The sequence below is a fragment of the Bifidobacterium simiiventris genome (assembly GCF_019331715.1).
Taxonomy (GTDB): Bacteria; Actinomycetota; Actinomycetes; order Actinomycetales; family Bifidobacteriaceae; genus Bifidobacterium; species Bifidobacterium simiiventris.
Genome location: NZ_JAHBBG010000003.1, coordinates 204,072 through 227,631, shown reverse-complemented (window position 1 = coordinate 227,631; position 23,560 = coordinate 204,072). Strand labels below are relative to the sequence as shown.

The 23,560-nt window shown below is 60.7% G+C and carries 18 protein-coding genes and 1 tRNA gene; 6 read left to right on the top strand and 13 right to left on the bottom strand.

Translation table 11 applies throughout. The annotated features are described in order from the left end of the window. Window positions 1-36: 36 nt before the first annotated feature. From KIH76_RS05095 to KIH76_RS05080, 4 genes are all read right to left on the bottom strand, one after another. A complete protein-coding gene (locus KIH76_RS05095) occupies window positions 37-648 on the bottom strand; it encodes an AbrB family transcriptional regulator (RefSeq protein ID WP_236036834.1) in 612 nt (203 codons plus the stop codon). Between the two features lie 83 nt (window positions 649-731). Beyond that, window positions 732-1,370 carry an IMPACT family protein gene (locus KIH76_RS05090; protein WP_214372761.1) on the bottom strand — a complete coding sequence of 213 codons (639 nt, stop codon included), beginning with the start codon at window positions 1,368-1,370 and terminating at the stop codon, window positions 732-734. A gap of 61 nt (window positions 1,371-1,431) precedes the next feature. Continuing rightward, window positions 1,432-2,832, bottom strand: coding sequence for a CapA family protein (locus KIH76_RS05085; RefSeq protein ID WP_420829254.1), 1,401 nt, complete (start codon window positions 2,830-2,832; stop codon window positions 1,432-1,434). A 754-nt stretch (window positions 2,833-3,586) separates the two neighbouring features. After that, the gene (locus tag KIH76_RS05080; RefSeq protein ID WP_219069652.1) at window positions 3,587-3,742 is read right to left on the bottom strand and encodes a hypothetical protein; all 156 of its coding nucleotides are present in this window, start codon (window positions 3,740-3,742) and stop codon (window positions 3,587-3,589) included. A gap of 284 nt (window positions 3,743-4,026) precedes the next feature. Between KIH76_RS05080 and abiEi the strand changes: the two genes are divergently transcribed. From abiEi to KIH76_RS05055, 5 genes are all read left to right on the top strand, one after another. Beyond that, window positions 4,027-4,584, top strand: coding sequence for a type IV toxin-antitoxin system AbiEi family antitoxin (gene abiEi, locus KIH76_RS05075; protein WP_219069650.1), 558 nt, complete (start codon window positions 4,027-4,029; stop codon window positions 4,582-4,584). Window positions 4,585-4,661: 77 nt separating this feature from the next. Continuing rightward, window positions 4,662-6,026: a metallophosphoesterase gene (locus KIH76_RS05070; protein ID WP_219069648.1), complete on the top strand. Its 1,365-nt coding sequence runs from the start codon at window positions 4,662-4,664 to the stop codon at window positions 6,024-6,026. Further along, window positions 6,023-6,700: an HAD domain-containing protein gene (locus KIH76_RS05065; RefSeq protein WP_219069646.1), complete on the top strand. Its 678-nt coding sequence runs from the start codon at window positions 6,023-6,025 to the stop codon at window positions 6,698-6,700. Before KIH76_RS05070 ends, KIH76_RS05065 begins: the two co-directional genes overlap by 4 nt. Before the next feature lie 944 nt (window positions 6,701-7,644). After that, on the top strand, window positions 7,645-7,977 hold the full coding sequence (locus KIH76_RS05060) for a hypothetical protein (RefSeq protein ID WP_219069644.1): 333 nt from the start codon (window positions 7,645-7,647) through the stop codon (window positions 7,975-7,977). A 164-nt stretch (window positions 7,978-8,141) separates the two neighbouring features. Beyond that, the gene (locus KIH76_RS05055) at window positions 8,142-8,435 is read left to right on the top strand and encodes a hypothetical protein (protein ID WP_219069643.1); all 294 of its coding nucleotides are present in this window, start codon (window positions 8,142-8,144) and stop codon (window positions 8,433-8,435) included. Window positions 8,436-8,749: 314 nt separating this feature from the next. Here KIH76_RS05055 and KIH76_RS05050 read toward each other — a convergent pair whose 3' ends face one another. The 9 genes from KIH76_RS05050 to KIH76_RS05010 form a co-directional block, all read right to left on the bottom strand. Beyond that, window positions 8,750-9,661: a class C sortase gene (locus KIH76_RS05050; RefSeq protein WP_338023578.1), complete on the bottom strand. Its 912-nt coding sequence runs from the start codon at window positions 9,659-9,661 to the stop codon at window positions 8,750-8,752. Between the two features lie 228 nt (window positions 9,662-9,889). Further along, window positions 9,890-10,423: a hypothetical protein gene (locus tag KIH76_RS05045; RefSeq protein WP_219069639.1), complete on the bottom strand. Its 534-nt coding sequence runs from the start codon at window positions 10,421-10,423 to the stop codon at window positions 9,890-9,892. Between the two features lie 440 nt (window positions 10,424-10,863). Beyond that, window positions 10,864-12,750, bottom strand: a complete 1,887-nt coding sequence (locus tag KIH76_RS05040) for an isopeptide-forming domain-containing fimbrial protein (RefSeq protein ID WP_219069637.1) — start codon at window positions 12,748-12,750, stop codon at window positions 10,864-10,866. Between the two features lie 212 nt (window positions 12,751-12,962). Further along, window positions 12,963-17,306 carry a SpaA isopeptide-forming pilin-related protein gene (locus KIH76_RS05035; RefSeq protein ID WP_219069635.1) on the bottom strand — a complete coding sequence of 1,448 codons (4,344 nt, stop codon included), beginning with the start codon at window positions 17,304-17,306 and terminating at the stop codon, window positions 12,963-12,965. Between the two features lie 837 nt (window positions 17,307-18,143). Continuing rightward, the gene (locus tag KIH76_RS05030) at window positions 18,144-18,524 is read right to left on the bottom strand and encodes a hypothetical protein (protein ID WP_219069633.1); all 381 of its coding nucleotides are present in this window, start codon (window positions 18,522-18,524) and stop codon (window positions 18,144-18,146) included. A gap of 32 nt (window positions 18,525-18,556) precedes the next feature. After that, window positions 18,557-18,766, bottom strand: coding sequence for a helix-turn-helix domain-containing protein (locus KIH76_RS05025; protein WP_219069631.1), 210 nt, complete (start codon window positions 18,764-18,766; stop codon window positions 18,557-18,559). Window positions 18,767-19,164: 398 nt separating this feature from the next. Beyond that, window positions 19,165-20,631 (bottom strand): tyrosine-type recombinase/integrase, encoded by a 1,467-nt coding sequence (locus KIH76_RS05020; RefSeq protein ID WP_219069629.1) that lies wholly within the window; start codon window positions 20,629-20,631, stop codon window positions 19,165-19,167. A 249-nt stretch (window positions 20,632-20,880) separates the two neighbouring features. After that, a tRNA-Ser gene (locus tag KIH76_RS05015) sits at window positions 20,881-20,971 on the bottom strand. A 129-nt stretch (window positions 20,972-21,100) separates the two neighbouring features. Then, the gene (locus tag KIH76_RS05010) at window positions 21,101-22,036 is read right to left on the bottom strand and encodes an EamA family transporter (protein ID WP_214372536.1); all 936 of its coding nucleotides are present in this window, start codon (window positions 22,034-22,036) and stop codon (window positions 21,101-21,103) included. 195 nt (window positions 22,037-22,231) lie between these two features. On the opposite strand from KIH76_RS05010, the gene dinB reads away from it, so the two are divergent. Next, window positions 22,232-23,530, top strand: coding sequence for a DNA polymerase IV (dinB, locus tag KIH76_RS05005; RefSeq protein ID WP_214372538.1), 1,299 nt, complete (start codon window positions 22,232-22,234; stop codon window positions 23,528-23,530). The last annotated feature ends 30 nt before the right edge of the window (window positions 23,531-23,560 follow it).

The window sequence follows — 23,560 nt, the reverse complement described above, 5'->3', positions numbered from 1 at the left end:
ATGCGTCCCGCCGGGATCACCGGGAGCGCGACACGATCACCCGCGACTGGCGGCGGCCTTCGCCACGGATGCGTCGGGATCGGCGGCCAGGCGGGCCAACGTGTCCGCCGACGTGTTCGGATTCAGCGCGACCGCGCGACGCACCATCGCCGTCAGCACGGCCGGGGCGTTCGGCTCGCTTTCCACGCCGAACCGACTCAGGAAATCGAGCGTGTCCGCATCCAGCTCGGGATCCTGCGCACCCTCGAGCCGCATCTTCCACGACGTGCGCTTGTTGCGCAGCGCCGTGTCGCGCACTTCGGGCGACGGATCCTTCGTCAGGCGGCCGACCAGCCAGTTCTTGTCGTCAGTGTTCGCGGCCACGGCCTTGCGCACCTCGTCGTCGGCGTCGGCGGACAGCTTGACGAGGATGTTCGGGAACGGCATGGACTGCGCCAGGTAGATGCGGTCGGCGACCGGCGTGTGCTGGTTGCCGGCCACGGCCTCCAGCAATGCGGTCGCACGGGAGAACCCGGCCTGATCGGACCGGTCCGGCAACGGACGGCGCGCGAACTCGGACAGTTCGGCCGCGTCGGTCGAATGCCGCAGATGCTCGTAGGTGGCGGTCAGCGGCTCGAAATCGTCCACGGATTCGTTCTCATCGGTCATGCCGACCAGCATAACCGGCGGCGGCGAACACGGCCGCCGACGATCACGGCGCGATCGCCACGACAGAATCGTCGGCGCAACCGTCACAACGCAACCGGCCGGTTGACCATGTCGATCGGCTCGGGAACGACGGATGCGTTGAACGTCTCCCGCACGCGCGCCTCGAAATCGCCGCACCGGTCCTGCGGCAGGGCGGCACGCAACGTCACGCGATCCGTATACCGTTCGTCGTCCGCCAGGCCCTCGCAATCGGCGAGCAGCCGCTGGAACTGCGCGAGCTGCGGATACTCGAGTCGCACCGCATACCGTCGGCACGGCACGATTCGCGCCAATTTCGCCGCCTTGACCGCGATCGACGCGCCGGTCGAATACGCGCGGATCAGCCCGCCCGAACCGAGCAGGATGCCGCCGAAATACCGGGTCACCGCCACCACGCAGTCGGTCAGGTCGTTCTGCCGCAGCACGTCGAGGATCGGCTTGCCCGCGGTGCCGGACGGCTCGCCGTCGTCGCTCATACGCTCGGTCATGCGTCCGTCCGAACCTCCACACACCGCCGCATAGGCGACGTGCCGCGACTTGGGATGCCGCTCGCGGATCGTCTCCACGAACGCGAGCGCCTCGTCGAGCGAGTCGATGTGGCATGCGTCGCCGATGAATTCGGACTTCTTCTCGACGAACGAGTCGTGCGCAGGCTCGCCGGCGGGGTTGAGGATGGTGTGCATGGTGGGCATACCGGCCAGTCTACTTGCGGTCTGGCCTGTTGTGCAGTCGCGCGGGGCCGGTCTACTTGCCGGACTGCTGTTTCGCGGCCTGTTCGGCGGTGATGTCCCATTCGCGCACGACGTTGCGGTCGGCTCCCATCGAATAGATGACGCTTTCGATGCGTTCGCGGACAGCCGCATCCTGCGTTTCGTTCCAACAGACGCCGTCGGGATGGTCGGAGGCGAGCGAGCACCACTGGTATTTGCCGAGCGTCTCGTTCGCGCTGGGCGTCCAGTCGATGCGGGTGACGCGCCATGTGCCGGATTGGCCGCGTTTGCCGGCGAACTGGATGCGTGCGGTGACGCCTTGGTTGTTGACGATCGTGTCCGGGCCGGCGGATTCGGTGACGGCGTTGCCGAGACCGTAGATGATCCAGGTGCCGTTGTACTGCTCGATCGGCTGGGCACAGTGGCAGCCGGCGCCGTAGATCACGTCGAATGCGCCGGTGTCGGCGAGCTCATGCGCTTCGGATTGCTGCCACGAATCGGCGTAGTCGAGGTACTCCTGCACGGAATGCATGGCGATGGCGACCACGTCGGCGCCTTGGTCGCGGGCGGCCTTGGCCTTGGCGACGGCCTTGTCTATGTCGGCCTGATGATTGGGATCGCCCGATTCGCGCAGACGGTCGACCTGCCAGTCGTGGTCGGCGGTCATGCCGTTGAGCGAGACGGTGCCGGTGACGAGGCCGAGTTTGCCGCCGCCGGTGGGCGAGTCGATGACGAGCGGTTTGACGGAGTCCGCTTCGGTTTTGTACGAGCCGGTTTGGGCGATGCCGTCGGCTGCGAGCGTGTCCCACAGGCGGGCGATGCCGTCCGCACCCTGATCCCACGAATGGTTGGTGGCGTGGGTGCAGGCGCGGTAGCCGACCTTGGCGGCCGCGTCGGCCACTTCGGGCGGGATGTTGAAAACCGGATAGCCGGAGTACGGGCCGCCGCGCTGGGCGATCGGGGTTTCGAACTCGCAGATCGCGATGTCGGAGGCGTCGATGTACTTGCGCAGCGGCTCGAACAGGCCGGTGAAGTCGAAGGCGGTGCCGTCGGTGGCGGTGGGGTTGACGGCGTACTGGTTCCACAGGCCGGGGTGGAACAGCAGGTCGCCGTTGACAAGGATGGAGATGCAGTCGGTGTCGGGGCAGTCTGGCGAGTTTCCGTGGTGTTCGGCGACGGGCTGCGGGGCGGGTTCGGATTTGTCGAGAGCGGTGTCGGAGGTGCCGTCTGCCGCATTGCGACCGGAGGATTGACCGGCCGCGGGCTGGTTTGCGGACGGAGTCAGGTAATGTGCGATCGCCCAGCCGCCGAAACAGCAGACCGCGATCAGATAGACGGCGATGACGACGAGCCGACGCATGCGTCCTGCCGTATCATTCGCAGACGTGAGCATACGAGTGTCCACATGCTGACCAAATCCGTTGACATGCTTCATAGCAGTCGCACCTTCCGATTCCCGGTTCTTTCTCCTGTTGCCATCTTCAACGTGATCTTCGACATAGTTAACGCTAACATACAATTTCGGCGAAAAATCAACGAAAATCAGCCGCGTCCCAACGCTCGTACCGCTACAATAAAACATGGAGACGGACGGACAAGGGCGTACCTCCGGCTCCGTTTACTTCCTCGAAGATCGCCCGATAATACTCGCTGTCTTTGCAAGGCCGTCAGCGTTTCGACATTCACGGTCAGATCGCCATGCATCGTGATATTATTACGTCTTGATTCATCTTGAACCCTTTTAGGTTAGGGGCGTAAGCCGATAACCTGGCAAAAGGCTCGGCGTTGGTAGCGCCGAGCCTTTTTGTTACCAGCTCACGCCAGTAACGAACCCGGAATCTAAAACACCACGTCTAGTTCCTATAACCCTAAAACACCACGTTTGGTTCCTATAGCCCGCTGTTTCTGGTATGAAAAAAGGGTTTTCGGGAAGTCCCGAAAACCCTTGATGGCGGAGTCAGAGGGATACCACCGCCCCTTACGCAAATCGCTGCAATCATTGATGTTTGAGGCATCTACAAAACCATGGCCGAACTATTTACCGGATAAATCACAATTATCTATGCTCTCCGGCGTGTCGTTACGCTGACCAGCCGGAATCGGCATACCGCAGGCGCTCACCGACGTACGGCTTATGTGCAAGGTTACGGGCGTGACGCCCACGGGTGAGCGCCGCGCCCTAATGACCGCTACACGAGCAGCCTTAGCAGCTGGTAGAGCTGCCAGATGTTACACACGTTGAATGGTGTGCCGTCCACCGTGGCCGTCGCCTCGTGATCGCCTACGTGGACGATCACGGTACGTCCGTTCACGGTGATGGTGCCGTGCATCGTGATATGATTCATTTCGTAACCTTTGGTTAGGGGCGAAAGCCGATAACCACGCAAAGGCTCGGTGTTGGTAGCGCCGGGCCTTTCTTTTACCAGCTTCCGCCAGTAACGGCCCGTCATATCAACGGGGACGCCGCATGTTACGGCGTCGTAGTCCAATGTATCAGCTCCGTAAACCTCGACACGCTCGTCATTTTCGGCAACAATCGGCTCGCGACCGGAACGTCTTGCTGTCAAAGATCTCAGTTTTGGTGTACGTGGACATGTGTTTTTGTGGGTGTTGGTGCATACTGGTTGGTGTGAGGCGGAGTGTGGCGATGGCGCGGTTGCGTGACATGGACGCGCGGTATGCGGTGGACGTGTGGCGCAACGTGGAGCTTGGGATGTTGTTCGGCGAGTCGGGGCAGGCGTTGGACCGCACGTTGTCGAGCCTGGTTTCGGCGGGGATTCTGGTGCGGGCGGCGCGCGGCGTGTACGTGTTCGCGTATTCGGCGCACCGCGGCGAGGGCACGCTGCACCGGGTGGCGCGCAAGCTGCGTCCGCACGAGCTGGTGTGGGAGAGTCTGGAGAGCGCGTTGAGCCGTTGGGGCGTGATCAGCCAGATCCCGGTGGATCGGGTCACGTTCATGACCACGGGACGCGAGGGCGAGTTCCGTACCCCGTACGGGGTGATCGAGTTCACGCACTGCAAGCTCAGGTGGAGCCGCATCCTGCCGAACCTGGTCCCGCGCGGCAACGGGTTGACGCCGATCGCGTCGAAACGGTGGGCGTACCGTGATCTGAAGGCCACCGGACGCAACCTCGGCCTGGTGGACATGGACGAGCTTGAAGGCGACGACGATGATCGGGATGATTGACCGTCGGGAAGCCGCGTGTCCGGGACTGGCCGGACATGCGGGGAGCCGATGCCGATGATGATGTTGGGAGGCGTGTGATGCCGTATGGGCGGGCGTTGTACCGGGCGGGCGAGACGGTGCTGTTCGGCAGCGGCGGCGGGATGCTGTCGGGCGTGGTCGTCACGGCCGACTCCCGTGGCCTGTGTTATGCCGGCGTGGACGGGGATGGCATGGACCGGTGGGTGCGTGACGCGTCGTACGACATCATGCGCCCCGCCGTCGCGGATGCCGGCGACGCGGACACGGAGGTGAACGACACGGGCGACATGCTGTTCAAGCATGTCGCGGAACGGTTCGTGTGCCGTCCGGGCCATATGCTGCCCGAACCCGACGCGATGCCGGCAAGCGCATGGCCCGCCGGCGGCGGCAGGCCCGATTCGAGCATGGATCGTATCCTGTTCGTCGGCGACATCCATGACAAGGCCGGTCTGGTCTGCCCTCTGATCGACGAGACGTCCGATATGACCGGCGCGGGCGTGATCGTCCTGTTGGGCGACCTGCTCAACGAGTGGGACGCCGACGCCCGGGCCGAGATCGATTCGCTCGCCCTGCTGGCCGATTGGGTCGAACGCCAACGGCACGACCGTGAGGTGGTCGTGCTGCTCGGCAACCATGATCTCGCCTACTGGGCCGGCCCGTACGGTGCCGCGTCGCGCGAGATCGGCATGCACTGTCCCGGGTTCAAGCCCGAGGCGCACCTGAACGCGTATCATCTGCTGCACGAGGTCCTGTGCCCGGACGGTCCGAGGATCATGTACGGGTTCTCTGACGCGACCGGCCGTCAGATCCTTGCCTCGCACGCAGGCCTGACCCTGGACTGGTGGAAGTGGATGCCCCTGCCCGCGGACAAGGATGAGGATGTGTTGCCGGGGACGCCGTCGAGCGCCGTACGGGTCGCGGCGATGGTCGACCGGTACGCGACCGGGATTCCCGACGGCGACGGTCTGCTCATGATCGGCACGATGGCCGGCACCGAACGCGGCGGCCGGCACGGAAGCATCCCCTCCCCGGTATGGACCGGCATGGAGGAGCTCGCCCGCGACCCGATCCCCGGGTTCGACCAGATCGTCGCCCACACGCCCGTGCCGACCGTCCAGCACCGTTTGGCCGGCGGCATGTCCCCGTCATCCGACGAGTCACCGGAGCCGGACGGTTGCCGGCGGGCCCGGCTGTGGTATTGCGACACGCATTCGCGCGACCGACGAGGCCGACCCATCGGCGACCATTCCATGCTCGTCTACGACCGTGCGACCGGCGACGCATACCGCGTCACCCCGTCCCGCGCTTCCGACGAACGCACGACCGGGGACGTGGCCGACGACCGGATGCTCGCACGTCATCACCACACTACAAAGGAGACGCGGATGGGCGACGAGCCCGGCAAGGAGGAGGCCGCCAGATGAGATTCGCCAGCCTGCCCGCGGGCGAACGGGCCGAGCTGGACGCGTTCGGCCAGACGGTCGCGGCCGAGATGGAAGCGGGTGTCGGCCTGGAGGACACACGGCCGATCATCCTGATCGACTTCGACGGTGTGATCAACCAGTTCCCCGACGACATGACACCCAACCGGCACGATCCGGCCGACTGGTTCGTCCCCGACCATGAACAGCGCGTGTGGACCGACCGGCGGCACGGGCACCTGACCCTCACTTGGTCCGGCGAGCTCGTGGACCGACTGCGCGCGTTGGACGCGCGCGTCCTGTGGCTGAGCACATGGCAGCCGTACACCGGCATCCTCAACCAAACGCTCGGCGTGGACTGGAAGACCGTCACCTGGTACGATCCGGTCACCCTAGAGGGCCTTCGCACCGGCAAACGCCGCAGCGTGCTGCGCCACCTGACGCTCGCCCGGCCGATCGTCTGGATCGACGACGAGGAAACCACGTACGACGCGGGACTCGCGATCCAATCCGCCCCGCCCCTGGCGCCCGTGCTCGGCATCGGCCCGAACGCCCATATTGGCATCAGCCGAACCCAAATGACGTTAATCGAACGGTTCGTCCACCAGCCGCCGAAAGAACCCACGACCACGTTCGACATCCACGGCGACCACCACGACCGGCACTGGGGCTTCTGACCACACAATCACCAGCGTGTGGCCGGCCTCCACGCGACGGACGCCGGCCACACGACCGACATCCCCGATGACACTGCCACAGCCATCACAATCAAATATTCCCGATCATCACGAGCCTTCGGCACTCGGGTCAACACACGCACGCCCCACAAGGGGCCATGCGCGGTCACGCCTGGTTTGTCTATACAAACCGTCTAGCTTGCTTCCCCGACTTTTGACAGGCCGGTGGATATGCCGCCACATGTGTCGCCACATGTGGCGTTTTATGTGGCGCCACATGTGCATGCAGCACTGCCAACAACACTGCCAACGGCACTGCATGCAGTGCTGCAACCAATACTGCGACCAGTGCTGCTTGCGACACTGCCGGCAGTACTTGCATATCACATCCACGAACGATCGATTCCGTCACTCCACTACCGACGTCCAGTCAAGAGCCGATGGAACGCGCCAGATATCATGACGGCATCGTCACGAATCCGGCGCGTTATGGCACAGGTCCTCCATAGGAATATCCCCGACCAAGGAAGCCGGCATCCGATCGGACGATTACCGGCAGTGTTTGTCGACGGGATGGAACGCTGCCTTGGTCGAACCGGATTGTCTGCACGCCGCTTCGACACGATCCATGATCCTCTGATCAAGCCGGACAGGCACAGGTATCGTATACCGCTTCATAACAATCTCCTCCCACTGCGACAGCCATCATCCGAAAGCCGTGCGCGATCGTTACCGACCGGTCGGAGACCGGTCGCGCGCGACGCACCATGCCCCGCGCGCGACCCGCGTCATCCACGACACGCCCCCAGGTCGGAACGTCACATTTTTCGGGGACAACGAACCCAGCCGACAATCCGACCCGCGAACACGCGAAATCGGCCGCACGCTGGTGGCGACCGCACGCAATCCGCCGCGCGGCGATGAATCCAAGAAAGGAGCCTGTCATGGGCAGCAACCGGTCCCGAGACATGAAACGTTCCATCCTGAAGGAGGTACTCGAGCTGACCAAACCCAAGGAAGACGCGCTACGCGCCTACATCAACGCGAAAACGAACCTCACCCTGCTGTCGATCCAGATCGACGAGACACGGAAAACGGCGGAACAGACACGCGACGCGGCGCTCGACGCCGGCAACACGGAAGAGGAACTCACTCAGGCGGACCGTCTGATCACCGCCAGGACAAGCATCACGGACGCCATCGTCGAAGACGAAACAGACCCCGGTGAAGCCACGCTTCCCGCAACCGATCCCGACGTCCCGTCCCTCTCCTGCTAGACAGGCGAACACGCCCGCGCAGGCCGAATCACCAACCATAACCGACCAGCCGAATACGTCCCGGAAAAAGGTGACGTTCCGACCCGCGGGCATGTTTTCCCCGGCACACAATGATCATCACACGGCAAAAGCCGTGCCGAAATTAACAACAGAAAGGACAGATCATGTCTGGAAATTACTCACGCGACATAAAGCGTCGCGTCATCAAGGAGACGGGCGCCACTCTGCAAGCAGCACAAGACGCGCTAACCGCCTACGTGGACGCCGCGGAGAAGGCAGTGCGACTTCAATCCGAATGCAACAAGGCAGGCAAGGAGGCATACGGCAAGTACAAGGCCGCGCTAACCGCCGGAATCCCGGAAGACAATCTCGTCGCCGCGTACAACATGCTCGCGGAAGCACTCGGCATCAAACCATTCCCGAGCATCACCGCCACGGATAAGACCAGCGACCGGTAACAGCCAACCGCAAGAGGAGCCCGGGACAGGAAAGACGCCCAAACACGCGTCCGACGCTTCTCCCGGGCTTCCATATATCAGAAACCGATATGCGCATGCCATGCGAATACATGCACATGGGATCGTCATCAATAGTGCCCGATATCTTATGCACTTTGGTTCTCGCCCCATCCCTGTGATGATGATCAGTTCAATACCCGTACAGTCTTCATTGAGCCTTGACCTGTTGAGATAGTGGTACGTCGACCACTCGTTATAGGTGATGTAGTGCACATTAGATAAAACCACAATCAATCAATAAAAGTTACTGCTCCTTATCTGCCAATCAGTCGGCGGGTGGAGTGGCGCTGCGGTTTCCATTGTGCGCGGTTGCGGCGGGCGCGCGAGGCGAGCACCGCCCACGAGACGATCAACAGGAACGAAATCAACAGACCGGCCAACGCCAACGCCGTCGTGTTCACGGATCGGATCTCGTCAGGCTCGGGGATCTCGTTCGGGATCTCCGCACGCACCGCCGACACCAGCAGACGATGCGAGTTCACACCATACGGCGTGCACGTCATCAACGTCACCCGATCCTCGCCCGGGGTGATGCGCAGCTTGCTCGAATCGTCCGGCGTGATCACGCTGATCCGGTCCACCTTATAGCCCAGCGTCTCGCCCATCACGTCGATATAGAACGAATCGCCTACCTTCAGCTCATCCAACCGCGTGAACAGCAGCGAGTTCGGCAGGCCACGATGACCCGTGATCACCGCATGCGTCGACGAACCACCCACCGGAAGACTCGTGCCATACAAATGCCCCGCGCCCACCGCCAGCACGTCATCGCTCGTACCGTGGTAGATCGGCAGGTTCACATCGATCTTCGGAATACGGATCGACCCCATCACGCCCTGACCCGTATCCAACAGGCCCTGGTATTCCTTGTCCCGCGCGGCGAGCGAATCATCCGCGCCCGACGCCGACGACTGGCCCGCATTGCTCGAGAACGGGTCATGCACCTCGCCGATCGTCGTCTGACCCGACGCCGCAAGCCGCTCGTTATACGCGCGCGCCGCCTTCAACATGTTCTCCGCCTGCGGATACGGCCAACCCGCCACCTCACTCTGCGTCTGCGACACCTGCGAACTCTGCTCATACTCGTTGATCGCACGCATCACGAACGGCGTCGCGATAATCACAAACCCGATAACCAGGAACACCACCGACAACACACCAAACACACGCGAACTGTTGGAACGTTGCGCTGATGTCTTGCTTTTATCCGCACTCTCAGTTGAGATGATTGTCAGCGAAGACGGCTGGTCGTCATTTATCCGAACAGAACGTCTCATATCCGTCTTCGCGGAATTACTCATGATCGCCTTTCATGACAGTACAAGCTCTCAATATCACAGTCATTAACGAGAGCAGTATGGCCAGCATCCAGCCGAATTCACCCAGCTTATTGATCAGATAAGGATCGTCTTCAAGCAGTCAGCGACTTGTGATACGCCGACTCCGTCCGTCACCAAAGCGGAACCAAGAGAGTCGGCAAGAAATTCATTCGGATAATCCTGAAGATCTCGTCTATCCAACGAATTACAAGCACGATCTGCCAGCCAGTTCTTTATCTGCTTGACAAGATCCCATTCGTTTTTCAGTTTGCTCGATATAGAGTTCTTTGCGGAGCCGAACAATACTTCATTCATGCCCCAATCGGTCATCAGTTCGTAAAAATAGGCGCCAATCGAACGACCTGCGGATAAATGGTCGACGAGCGTCATCGCTTTCTCCCTACTACCTGAGAAGGCAATCAGAGGGGCGGAATTACAGTGGTTTCTCAATTCATGCAAGTCACCGCTGCTCAAGCTCATAGCGATATCGTATTGGAGCAACGCCAGATAGGAGTCGAACACCATATGCTGCGGGTTCTGGCACGCAGCATCCGTGCACTCGAAGTATCCGCACTGATTACCGTGATTCCGACATGCACGAATCGTCATTGGTTTCCTCCTTGAAATACGCCCATCCAATACAGGTATCGGAAAGAGGCGGGGTTTTCCGGGGCGCTAAAGTAACGAGCACGCCCCGGAAAAGACCCTGACTTACACGCGGGTGATGGGGCGGAGAGAACCGGGAGTCCCGCGGGAGGTGAGAGAGTAAAGCGGTATCCCCACGATCCCCCGTGCCATCAAGACTTGACTGACCGCCCACCGGCAACCTCATACGCCTATAGCAGTACGGCTTCAGACGCATGACCGGTCACCGATCCGGGCGAGAGCATGGGAAGACCTCCGGCCGCATGTAGTAGTGGAAAACGGCCGGAGGTCGGGTTGACGCCACGGGAGACGAGCCTCGGAGAGACGAAGTCGCCCGGTTCCCATGACGCCAAGATTCAATTATGATCCGCTCCCCTAAGGGAGCGGACGGACTGACCGAACAGTCAGGAGCGGCGGGCACGCAGACCGAAGATGCCGGCCGCGGCGATGAACAGGCCACCGACAACCACGATCAGAGCCAGACCAGCGCCACCGGTCTTCGGCAGCTCGGTGATGTTCTTCGCGTTCCACACGTTGAGCGTGGCACCATCCTTAGAGACATACGGGCTGCTGTTGGCCGTGTATTCCAGGGAAGCAGAGGTAATAGTCTTGTGACCGTTCTTCTCGGAACCCACAGTCGGCTTAAGCTCAAACGTGAAGGTCGGAAGACCAACGGAAGTGTAGTCCTTCGGCGCCACGATCTCGTGGACCTCATACGTACCGGCGTCCAGACCCTCGAAAGCGATCTTGCCATCCGTACCAGTCGTGAAGGCGCCAGCAGCCGTAGTGGTGGCGGTCTTTGCCGGCTCGGTCGTGCCGAGATCCTTCCAAGCGCCGTTCTCGTAGCCGAGGTAATGGTCCTTCTCGACCTTGGAGGTGGCAGTCACGGTCTTCAGCGTGAACACGGCACCCTGCAGGTTCTCGTTGCCGGCCTTGTTGGTCTTGTGGATGTTGAAGAGGTAGGAGTACACCGGGACTTCCGGACCAGGCACCTTGTGGGCGTCCTTGACTTCCTCCGGCTTGTTGGAGTATTTCAGATCGACCTTGTTCAGGTTCTTCTTCGGGGTGTCGCCGGGAGTCGTGATCTGCGCCTGATCATTCAGAGTGGCCTGAACGATCACGGTGACAGTCGCGCCTTCATCAATGCCGGCGGTCGCGGAGACGGAATCATCGGAAGTATTGTCCGGAGTGTTGTTGTTGGACTTGTTGACGTACCGCTTGAGATCGATGGTGGTCACATGGCCGTTCTTGTAAGCTTCCTCGGTACCGGAGTAGTTAGCGACGGTGACATCGTAATCCTTGCCGTTGGTCAACTCGGTATCGCCGACCTTGACGGACTTGACAACGGTAGCCTGATCAACGGTCAGAGCCTTGTCCGCGGTATCGACGATCTGGAAGACGCGGGTCTTGGCCTCGTCCTGCATCGTGGGGTCGATGTCATAGCCGGTATAGGTCGGGATCGTGGAAGTCAGCTCGTAGGTGACGGTGTTGCCTACCGCGTAATCGGGCTGCGTGTTGGCATCGTAGCCGCCGTTTGCGTTCGGGTCGACGAGCTTCTTGTCGATGGTCGGGGTGGTGTTCTTGATGGCGATGGTGCCCCAACCGTCAGCGCCCTCGAAGGTGGTCGGCGTGATGATCGGGATGGAGTTGGTCTCCTCCTTGGCAGTCTCATCCGACGTCGCCGTAGTGTCCTTGAGGAACCACAGGCCCTGAGTCACGTTCTCATTGGCCTCTCCGGCTGCATTGGCCTTGAAATCAGTCTTGTCCGGAGTAGAAGCATCGTCCTTCGCGACCTGCTTAGACAGTGCCTGGGCGAACGCACGCAGCACCGACTGGGCACCGGTCTTGCCGCCGCCACCCCACGGGCTGGTGACTTCCGTGCCCTTATAGGTAGCGGTAAACCAACCCATCGGGTTGTTATCCACGTTGGAATCACCCAGGAAGTAGTTCTTGTCCGCCTTGTACGTGTCGTACAGCGACGTACCGGTCTCGGACACATTGCCGTCCGCGCCGGCCTTGACTTCCTTCATCGCGTCTTCAATGTCGGAGACATGGGCGTTGTCGGTATCCACGAGGAAGCCATCGATAGACTTATCGGTCTTGTACGTGATGCTCTTCAGCGAGGCCAGATGCCAACCGCTGAAGGTGTGGTCGGTCTTGGCACCAGTGATGGTGATATTGCCCGTCGTCGGGTCGTCCGCGTAGGCGGAGGCGGCGCCGAGGGCGAGGCCGCTGGCGGCGATGCCTAAGGCGGCGACGCCGGCAAGCGCCTGCTTGATGATCTTGTTCATTTCTCTTCCTTTCCTTGGATTAAGGAGTTGGACAATTTGGGGAAAATCTATTGGGGTGGGGTGGAAGCTTTTGGAGGCTTCCGTTGGTGTTATGGGTGGCAGGGTGTGACGCTCCCCCAGTCAGCTTCGCTGACAGCCCCCTCAGCCGAGGGGGCCGAGGCCGCTTCGCGGCACGAGAGGAGCCTACCCGTCACCGTGCTGGTGATGATGGTTTAGGCAGATACGGCCTCCCGTCGTTTGGCGAACTGGTATCCGCCGGCAATCAACATGCCAGCAAGAATGAATCCGGCACCCGCGAGCAGCACCATCCGACCGGTCCAATCCGTACCCGTCGACGGCAACCCCGTCAGCACCTTCGTATTCGTGAACTCGGTGGCGGTCAACGGGTTGGTCTCGGTGGTGGAGTCCGTTGTCCATTCGCCGATCTGCACGCCGCCGTTGGCTTCGGTGTTGCCCGAGTCGTCGGTCACGCGCGTGATCCTGGTCGTCACCGAGAGCCCGGACGGAACACCGTTGGTCTTCTTGTGCCTGACGGTGATCTCGACCTTGTACTCGGCCTTCGAATAGCGAAGATCCTGAACCTGGTCGGCGGCGTCCGGCACGACCTCGGTGATCCGGTACGTGTACGTCTTCGCGTAGTCGTCGTTCTCGCCGGCCTGGTCGGCGAGGGTGCCTTCGGTGAAGGTCAGCCTGCCGAACGAGCCCGTCACGCTGGTCTCATCCTGGCCTTCGCCGGGCGCGATCGTGATCGTGCACGCGTCGAGCGACGTGCAGTTCGCAGGCACGGGGATGGAACCGGGATGGTCCGTATCCCACGCGGCGATCCTGAACTCGAACGGCACGTACGCGCCGCCCTTGGTCGGCCAGCCGGTGTACTTCACGCTCTTCTTGACCGGGATCTCCACATGGACCGGGGTGTCGATGTTCCCGATCTCCGTGACGGTCTGACCGCTCGCGTTCGTGATGGTCGCGCCGTTCTGTCCGATGACGATGACGTACACGTCGTTCGTCCGGTCGTAGCCCGCGGGAGCCTTCGTTTCGGTCAGGTGATAGGTGCCGAACGCGAGGCCGGCGACCTTGAACTGGCCGGCCGTCCCGTCCGTGTCCTTGACCTCGGCGCCGTCGCAGTTCTCGATCTTGTCGGACTTGCCGTTGATGTTGTCGGCCACGCAGTACGTGTCGGTGCGCCCAGTGTCGGTCGCGGCGATCTTCCACTGCGATCCGGCGAGCCTGTCGTTGGTCTTATGGTCGGTCTTCGACCACGCGACCTCGGTCGGCTTGTCAGCGATCGCGGCGACGCCATCGCCCAGGATGCTCGGCTTCTTGCCGTCGACCCACGTGACCTTGCCGTTGCTGACGGTGAACTCGTACTCGGTCGTGTTGAGCGTGTACCCGTCCGGCGCGGTCTTCTCCACGAGCATGTACGTGCCGTCGGTCAGATCGTTGACCGTGAACATGCCCTCACGCCCGTCGATGTCGCAACGATACGCCTTGTCGACGCCGCACGATTCGAGCGCGCGCCCGTCCACGGACACGGTCTCGACGCCGGTTTCGTCGGCGACGGCCTGTTCGTCGGCCTGCGCGGCGCCGGACCTGTCGTCTGCGGTCGCGGCCTGCGTTGCGGCGGCGGTGTACGTGCAGTCGGGCGCGGTCTCCGGATACTTGTTGTCCGCGCGGTACGAGTCGACCACGATGATGGTGCGGTCGTTGAACAGCACGTCCTTGCCGGTGCCGCCCGGCCACCAGTTCGCGCTGCTGGACGTGTTGTTAGCGTCGTGCAGGTCGAACCCGTAGTTTCCGCTCAGTCGAGGCACCTCGGCGTACAGGTAGTCGCTGTTGCAGCTGGCCTCCAGGTGCACGAACCTCCACGAGCTCGCCGCCGCGCCCTTCTGCCCGTAATACAGCCAGTGATCGGCCCAGTTGGCCACGATCGACCGCTTGACGTAGACGAGCGTGTTCGCGTCGTCGGTCACGCGCACCTTCACGGTCGCGGTCCTGTCGCCGGCACGCGCGGTGATGGTCACGGTGCCCGTGTCCACGCCGGTCACGATGCCCGACGCCGCGTTCACCGTCGCGACCGTCGTATCCGACGACGACCACACCGCCTTCACGTTGGCCGGGTCGACCACGGCGGTCAACGTCAGCGTGCCGCCGGTCTTCATGTTCAACGTGTCGTCCGCCTCGACGGGCGCGCCGGAGGAGTCGCGGATCGTGATCGAGTTCACCGAGGGCGCGTTGACGGTGACGGTCACGCTGCCGCACACAGTCTTGTCCGATACGGAGCAGGCCTTGACGGTCGCCGTGCCGGCGGCAAGTGCGATCACGCCACCGGACGAGTTCACGTCCACGACGGTGGAATCGGTGGAGCTCCATGTCACGGCCTGGCTGGCGCCGTTCGGAGCGACACTGGCGGTCAGGCCGAAGGTCTCGCCGATATTCATAGCGAGCGAGTGGACGGTCTTGTCGCCGCTCATGATGGTCACGGAGGTCACGGAATACGTGTTGTCCTGCACCGTCCACGACGTGTCATTGGCCTCCGTGCCGGACGCCTTCTTGGTGAGCGTCCATTCGGAGCCGGCAAGGCCCTTCGACACGGTCGATCCGGTGTCGCCGTCGGCGATCTTCGCCCACGAGACGCTCGCACCCGCGACCGTGTTGCCGATCTTGCCGTCCGTGATCGTCTCGCCGTCCATAGTGCCGGTCACCATGTTGACCGTCTCGCCGGTCTTGCCGGTGATGACGGTGTAGATCCTGTCGCTCAGTTTGTAGCCTGTCGGGGCCTTGAGTTCCTTGATGTAGTACTTGGCGTTCGGGACGAGGCCTCCGACCTTGATGACACCCTCTTTCGTGTCGGAATCGTTGTTGCCGTTGTCGACGACGACCAGCAGCTGGTTCGTCCCGTTGGCCGCATCGTTCTGGGTGGGGTACACGCCCCACGTGGAGCCCTTGAGATGAGTGTCGGGATTGGCGGAATCGACCTTCTGCCAGCCGATCGCCGAGCATTCGGAACTGGCGGAACCTGACCACGGCAGGTTATGACGCTCCTGATCCATGTCGATGATCGAAGTGGAACCGGTAAGCACGCCCTCCGCGTTCGCGCCGAAAATGACCGTCGTACCCTGAGAGTTCTTCACGAGCGCGCTGGCCGGATTGTACATGGAGAGGTCGCCGCCGACCCACACGCGGCCGTTCGTGGTCACATGCGATTCGAAGCTGCCGTTCGGTACCATGATGCTGCCCAGCATCGCTGCCGCCGGATCATCGGTAGAGCTGATGTCGGTCGGCTTCTCGTTGTTGCCGCCCCAGATGCCGCTGCCGTTCACGTTCTGTGACACCCACGTGCCATGATTCGCCACGCCACCGCGGATCGTGACCTGCTTGGCGTTGTAGAAGTTCCACATGATGCTCTGCGCGGCATGGGAATACGCGTTCTTCACCGCATCGGTCTCCTTGGTGCGGTAGCCGTTGGAGATCTCCGTGCCGTTCCACCAGAAACGCCAGCCATTGGTGAAATCGACCGTGTCATTGTTCTCGGAGGCATCCACGTTCACGACCACGGAACTGGCCTCGTTGATGTCGGTGAACCTGAACGAGACGCCAGTGTAGTTGGTGCCCGCCGTGCTCAGGTCGGACGCCTTGACGGTGAAGTACTGGGTACCCTTGTCGTCCTTGTCGCCCTTGAACTCGATGATCTTCTCGGTGCCGCTGTTCGCGGTGAACTCGTAGCTGCGGGACGCCTGACCCGAGTCCCAGTTGTACTTGTAACGCTTGTAGCCTTCCAACGACTGCGAGCCGGTGGTGGTGACAGTGGTCTTGTCGGACTTGGAGTTCGCCAGCACAGTGGACGTGGACTTCACGGAATCAGTGAGGTACTTGGTCATGTCGATGCCGTTGACCGTATTCAACGCGTTCGCATCGGAATTCCAGTGGACCTGGCCGGTCTTGGTGGAATCGTAGTGGTATACGCTCTTGTTGCGGTATGCTTCCGGGTTGACGGTGCCGCCCTCCACATCGCTCTCGGCACCGGCGATGTAGGCATGGAACGACTTCGGGCTCGTACCGGCGACATCGCTAATGCCCGCACCCTGACGCTTGCCCTTGAACTCGTTCTCCCACGTCTTGGCGTGAACGTTCGCATTGCCGTCGACCTGCGAATATGCGCTGCTCTTGCCGTTCACCGCAAGCACGGACTGACCGTCCGCGGGATTGAACTTGCCGCCGAACTGGGCGTTGCCAATGGTGAAGAAGCCCTTCAACGGATGGAGCAGGAAGTTGCCATTGACGTAGGTCAGGCCTTCCATCTCGGCCGCATACGAACCGATCGGGCCGGTACCATTGTCGTTCGTGATCTGGCTGACATCGGACGGCTTCTGACCGATGTACATGTCACCACCAACATACGTGGCCACGCCGGTATCATCGCCGTTGGCATCGGTATCCGTATCACCAAGCTGGATGTTCGTGGGAGTGCAGATGCCCGGGGTCGCGGTGCCGTCCTGGGCGAAAGCGGAATTGGAAGGGGCGAGAACGCCTGCAAGAGCGGTGCTGGCGAACATGGCGAAGGCCACGCCCACCGCGATCAGCCGATTACGATACCCCCCCCGGTGGCATATCTATTGCGTCCGTGCATTCCGTCTCTCCTTCGGGCTGTATCTCTCGCTGCCGCCCTCGGCCTGCATTTACATATGTTCGTTACTGGCATTTACCATACTGCAAACGCTGTCAATCAGCAAGTCGGCTTTTGCAGCAATCCCCCGTTACAACCGTCTCAAAACCTAATATTTCCAACTGGTTGATTACATTTTCCACCCTTTTGACACCCCCGCGTGTCGTGCTTACGTTTGCAAGCACTTGCAGATCAATTCATTATTCGAGCAATTGATTCCAATCATCAGACGAACAAGATCAGCCTCGGCCACCAACCTGCACATATGCGCCAACGTATCGAGTCAAGTCAGCAACTGCTTAAGACAGGTTTCACGCGATATGAGCTGCATAAACCGCATGTGTCGTCTCCATCCAATCCTGATTTTTCATGGACTTGTTCAACCTGCGATGTCAGCGCGTAAAGGGTGAACGATTTATCTATCCTTATGCAGGCACTTCACCCGCGCTTGAATTCAAGTAGAAGTAATCCTTAAATATATCTTGTATTGGGTTGTAATAGGGGCGAACAAATCGCCCACCCTATAATGAGCGAATTGTTCACCCAATAAGACATGATTTGTCACTCAAAGGTGAACGAATTGTTCGTTAAGGGTGAACGATTCGTTCATGCAACTGCCCTTCCCTATTCGGATGTTGTCGGATATTGGGTGAACGATTCGTTCACCCTTCCCTCAATCCGGAGAAGATGTTGCATCGGATGATGTTTCGGCATGAACCGCGGCCCGTCACACCGCCGGCTTGGCCTCAAGAGATTTTCGAGCATCGTATATTTCAGCCACATGTAATCGGTACTCAGCTATTTGTCCGCGTCTGCCCGACTTCACGGACTCCACAAGCCCACACGCCTTGAGTTTGGTTATCTGCTGCGTATATTGGCTGGAATCCATGTCCATATCTTTGCATGCCCGTTCCCGCGACTGGTAGAACAGCTGGGCGGGGGCACCCTTCGCCGTTTGCCCATACACGCGGTCGTCGCCTACTCCTACGCCGCCATTGTCCATCGCCTTCAACGCCATGTGCTGAAGTACAAGACGAGCCGTTGGAGGCAGATCGAACTGGTTCCGACCTCCAAGCCATTCCGCTTTCTCCACGAGAACACTACCCATATTGTCACCTACCTAACATCCTCTGACAACAGTCAGCATCCTGCGAACTTGTTCAAGGATGCGGTGGTGATCATTATCCTATTCCCGATCTGGATTGCCTTTAGTTTGCCTTCGCGCACGAGCCGCATGGTCACGCGGGTGTCCCGCAAACCAAGCGAATGGGTGGCATCCTTGAGGGATTCGAGACGCTTCATATTGGTGTTGGCGTTCGGTCCGGGGATAGCATTGGTGATATTGTTCATCTTGACTCCTTAATTGCTATTGAATGCCGCGTTCTTGACGCGGACGGGGGTCTGAACGCCTCACGGTTGCACCCATGAGGCGTTCGCTTTTTTGTTATATGTCACACATGCACGCCGTCGCATTCATGCGCGTTGATTGTGATAATAGCGCGAAAAGACAGCGCTTATTTAAGCAAAATTACAAATTACCCCCTTGTTTCAAAACACTAGAGCGTCTACAAAATAGAAAAACGAACATTACTCATGTTGCTTTCCGGATTATTCCAACCCCCTATGTCACAAATAGCGGAGAACGGCGGAGAACGGCGGATTTCTTGTAATGTGACGTTTACCATGCCGAGCCGCGATATATCCAGCGGAAAAATTTGCCCAAAAAAATACCTCCCGGCGTGTCTCGATCAGTCTTTGAGCAGCGCCTCGAGTGTTTCCACTCTCACCGCATCAGGTAGCCTGCCAATAACGCGGGCTCGTTTCTCGACCGTCAGAGAGCGAAGCACCGCTATGCGATCAGGTAACGGCAGCAAGCCGAGCACGCCGGAAAGCGCCTCCAGTTCGCCGCCTTTCAAGACCGTCACAGGAGGATCGACCGCAACCGTCGACGTCCTTCCATCGGTTTTCAAATCCTGTGCAGTGTTCTCAGTCGATGTTTTCCGCGATCCGTCAGACGCAGATGATCTCGCGAAAGTCGGCCCGGAGATATTCCTCATGACTTCGCCCAGATGACTACCCGCAGTCTGATAGATGCTGGCCACTTTCATGGATGCATGGCCACCTTGACGCATGACCTCGCCCGGGGTAGCTCCCGACTCCTGCATACGGCTTAGGGCATCTTTACGCAGGTCGTGAGGTCGCATGGACTCAAGACCGGGCACCTTCTTGCGGGCACGCGCAACGACTCCCCGATAATTCTGAGGATAGAGCTGACGCCCCGTGCGTGGAGACGTGAACAGCGGGGTTTCCGGCGCATCGATCTCATGCTCGACCATCCAGTCACGCAACGCGTCTGCGAGATCAGGAGGTATTCGTACGTCCCTCACACTCGAACGAGTTTTCGGTGAGATGAGTTCGGTCGTATGCTTGCCTTTGCCATCAGGAACCCGCTGAACCTGCTGCACAACACGAACGGACGGCGCATCCAAATTGATATGCTGACGTTGTAGACCGAGCGCCTCACCTTCCCGAAGCCCAGCCATATCGCAGATCATGGCAACCATACGCGCCCAGTCAGGCAATTCCGCCAGAAAAGCATCAAGCTGAGCCTCGGTCGGCCGTACGGGCGTATGCTTCGGTTTCGGACGCTCGGCCTTGATCTGACACGGGTTCATGGGTATAAGCGTGTTGCCGGTGTCATCTACGGGTTCCGTGGCGGCAGACTTCATGATCGTTTTCAGATGCTTGTAAACGTGGTAACGGCGGTCTTCAAGATCAGCGTCCAATCGCGCCGGCGTGAACGAGTCCCACCACCGTTGCACATCTTTGGGCTTGATCGCGGTCATGCGCATGTTCCCGAAGAAGTCCAGCAGGTAGAGATCCAAACTTTCCCGGTACTTCTGCTTCGCGGTCTGTTTCAAGTCATCGCCGTTCGCCTTTTTGCGGTTCTCGACCCACGGCACGGCGTATTGGCGGAACGTGATCGATTCACGACGCTCGTCGACTTCCTTGAGTTTGTCAGGCTCCCAAGTCTCGGTCTTGATCGCCTTTTGCGCGGCAGCCAGCCACGCTTCACCCTCGTATTCGTACCCCGGGGTGACGCAGTGCCACTGACGAGCGCCCAGATTCAACTCAGGCCACTTCGAAAACGCCCATACCGGCGTCGTGAAGCTGTAGTACAGGTACTTGCGCCCGTTCTTGATCTTCTCTTCCACGCTGCCGAAGCTCCTACGCTTACGTCGCATCTGTTTCGGCATGTCGCACCCTTTCACAAGATATCCGGTAAAAACCGGAACGGCCGGAAAAAATACCGGACTATTTACCGGATATCTTACCCATAACTTCGTGAAGCTACGCATCGTCATGAGACCGGCCGGCGAGCATCCGAAACGGCCTAATATCGGCGTTATTCCGCCGTTTTCGGCATGAAAAAAGGGTTTTCGGGAAGTCCCAAAAACCCTTGGTGGCGGAGTCAGAGGGATTCGAACCCTCGAGCCGCGAAAAGCGACTAACACCTTAGCAGGGTGCCCCTATCGGCCACTCAGGCATGACTCCGTGTTGCGCGACTCAGCAGCGCAACAGCATGTAACTGTACCATCAACGGCCGGACAAAACACCGAAGCTGCCGGAAATCATCGAAACCTTCCGCTCAGACGAACCACCCGACCGCGCATCTCCGGCGTCTCACTTGGCCGGAGCCTGATCGCCGGAGAAGGTGACGATCACGGCGACGATCACCAACGCAACACCGACGCACTCCCATACTGTCGGAATCTCGCCAAACGCAAGGCCGACACCCACCGCGACGGCCGGGTTGATCGACTGCATCACCGAGAACGCGCCGGACGTGGTACGCCGCATCACCACCTGGTCGACCATGTACGGAATGAACGAGGCGAGCATCGAGATCAGAAACAGCAGCCCGAGCAGTTTCCACGCGCCGCCGGGAGCCGCGGCCCACGTGGCGCTCGCCTTCGGCCGGATCACGTGCTCGACCGCACCGGGGCCGAGCACCAGCGTTTGCAGCACCCAGCCGATTGCAATGCTCACGCACAAATTGTCGAGCGAGTTACCGCGCGAGGCGACCTTGCGACCGAGCACGATGTACACGCCCCACATCGATCCGCCGATGAGGATCGCGATCAGGCCGATCAGGAAGTGGCTGCTTGACGCGCCGGCCAGCGATACGCCGGCGAGCAGCACCACGCCGCATGCGGCGATGCAGATGCCGAGCCGCTCGCGCCAGCTGCGCCCGGTGATCACGGCCACGGACAGCGGTCCCATGAATTCGATCGCGACCGCGATGCCCATATCCATGTTGCTGATGGCCACGTAGAACATCGTGTTCATCACGACGACCGCGATGCCGCAGCCGACGACGATCGCCCAGCCGGGCAGGTTGTGCGGCAGGTGATGGCGCTTCGCGGCACGCCATGGACGACGCCACGCCAGCAGCATCACGGCCATGAAACCGACGCGGTACCACACTGCGTACAGCGGATCGAGCTGCGTGAAGGCGACTTTCGCGATGGCCGTGGCGAGGTAGATGACCACGGCCTCCCCCATCACGACGAGGAACACCGGCACGCGGTTCAGGATGTCAAGCACTGCTCTCTTCATGATTGTTCAGCCTACTCGCGTAGCACGGAAGCGCGTAGCCGTACGGCGGTTTTGCCGGGTTTTGTATTGCGGCGCACAGGATCGGCGTGGCATCGCGTCGCAAACCTTTCCACACTCCGAGAACCCCGCATCCGCAACACGGATACACGACACGACAGTCGAACATTTGTTCTAGCTTTACGCTATGCTGTCGTCATGAGCACTGCACCGAGGCTGGCCGCCGCCAAGCGAGATTGGGGGCACGACGAGACCGGATGCACGGTGCTGCACATCGACATGGATGCGTTCTACGCATCGTTGGAAGTGGCACGGCATCCCGAGCTCAAGGGCAGGCCCGTGATTATCGGGACCGGCCCTCGCTCGGTGGTGTCCGCCGCGAGCTACGAGGCACGGCGGTACGGCATCAATTCGGCGATGCCGTCGGCCCGAGCGCGCCAGTTATGCCCGGACGGCGTGTTCTTGCCGGTGGACATGAAGTATTACCGGATGATGTCGCACCGCATCTTCGCGGAAGTGTTCTCGCAGATCACCGACCGCATCGAGCGGGTGTCGGTGGACGAGTGCTACATGGACGTATCCGGAGCATTGCTGCGCTGGGAACGGCCGAGCGCGATCGGCGCGTGGATCAGGCGCGAGGTGGCCACGCGCTACCACGTGACGTGCTCGGTGGGCATTGCATCGAACAAATTGGTGGCGAAGATGGCGTCGACCAATGCGAAACCGGACGGCATGCTGCTGATTCCGCTGAACCGGCATGCCGAGTTCGTGCAGATGATGCCGTTGCGCGGCATTCCCGGCATCGGGCCGTCTCTGGAACAACGACTGCGGGGCTGGGGCGTGGATTCCGTGGCCGATCTGGCGTTGCTGGACGAAACCTCGCTGGCGCAGGCATGCGGCTCGCAATCAACGGCACATGGCCTGTTTCTGGCCGCACGAGGCATGGATGGCCGGCAGATCACGCCGTATACGCCGGAGAAGTCGATCGGAGCCGAACGTACGTTCACGCATGACACGCGCGACGCACGACGTGTATGCGATCTGCTGCGACGATGCTGCGACGAAGTGGCCAGTTCGTTACGACGGCGCGGATTGTCGGCCCGAACGGTGACGGTGAAGCTGCGGTTCGCCGATCTGAGTTACATGACGAAGGCACGCACGATGGAACGGCCCACGGACACGGCGAGTGCCCTGTATCCGCAGACCGTGGCACTGCTGCACGCGATGCTGGGCATGGCACCGGGCGCGGGCGGCGACATGCCACTGCCACGCAAGATACGGCTGGCGGGCATGAGCGCCAGCGGCTTGGTCGAATCGGCCGGATTGGAGGTGCAGCCGACGCTGGACGACATGTTGGAGGAACAGGCTGTTGCTGATGCGAAAGGAGGTGACGGCCACGGCGGGGTGACCCGTACCGAGCGGCTGCGCGGCGCGGAACAGGCGCTGGACGCTGTGCGGCGCAAGTATGGCAGCAAGGCAGCCAGTCTGGGACTATAAACGTTTACTCCGTCGCGCACGTAGCCGGCG

Coding starts and splice junctions, on each gene's coding strand:
- KIH76_RS05095 (WP_236036834.1), bottom strand. CDS start 648: ATGACCGATGAGAACGAATCCGTGGACGATTTCGAGCCGCTGACCGCC.
- KIH76_RS05090 (WP_214372761.1), bottom strand. CDS start 1,370: ATGCACACCATCCTCAACCCCGCCGGCGAGCCTGCGCACGACTCGTTC.
- KIH76_RS05085 (WP_420829254.1), bottom strand. CDS start 2,832: ATGAAGCATGTCAACGGATTTGGTCAGCATGTGGACACTCGTATGCTC.
- KIH76_RS05080 (WP_219069652.1), bottom strand. CDS start 3,742: ATGAATCATATCACGATGCACGGCACCATCACCGTGAACGGACGTACC.
- KIH76_RS05070 (WP_219069648.1), top strand. CDS start 4,662: ATGCCGTATGGGCGGGCGTTGTACCGGGCGGGCGAGACGGTGCTGTTC.
- KIH76_RS05065 (WP_219069646.1), top strand. CDS start 6,023: ATGAGATTCGCCAGCCTGCCCGCGGGCGAACGGGCCGAGCTGGACGCG.
- KIH76_RS05060 (WP_219069644.1), top strand. CDS start 7,645: ATGGGCAGCAACCGGTCCCGAGACATGAAACGTTCCATCCTGAAGGAG.
- KIH76_RS05055 (WP_219069643.1), top strand. CDS start 8,142: ATGTCTGGAAATTACTCACGCGACATAAAGCGTCGCGTCATCAAGGAG.
- KIH76_RS05045 (WP_219069639.1), bottom strand. CDS start 10,423: ATGACGATTCGTGCATGTCGGAATCACGGTAATCAGTGCGGATACTTC.
- KIH76_RS05040 (WP_219069637.1), bottom strand. CDS start 12,750: ATGAACAAGATCATCAAGCAGGCGCTTGCCGGCGTCGCCGCCTTAGGC.
- KIH76_RS05035 (WP_219069635.1), bottom strand. CDS start 17,306: ATGTTCGCCAGCACCGCTCTTGCAGGCGTTCTCGCCCCTTCCAATTCC.
- KIH76_RS05030 (WP_219069633.1), bottom strand. CDS start 18,524: ATGGGTAGTGTTCTCGTGGAGAAAGCGGAATGGCTTGGAGGTCGGAAC.
- KIH76_RS05025 (WP_219069631.1), bottom strand. CDS start 18,766: ATGAACAATATCACCAATGCTATCCCCGGACCGAACGCCAACACCAAT.
- KIH76_RS05010 (WP_214372536.1), bottom strand. CDS start 22,036: ATGAAGAGAGCAGTGCTTGACATCCTGAACCGCGTGCCGGTGTTCCTC.
- dinB (WP_214372538.1), top strand. CDS start 22,232: ATGAGCACTGCACCGAGGCTGGCCGCCGCCAAGCGAGATTGGGGGCAC.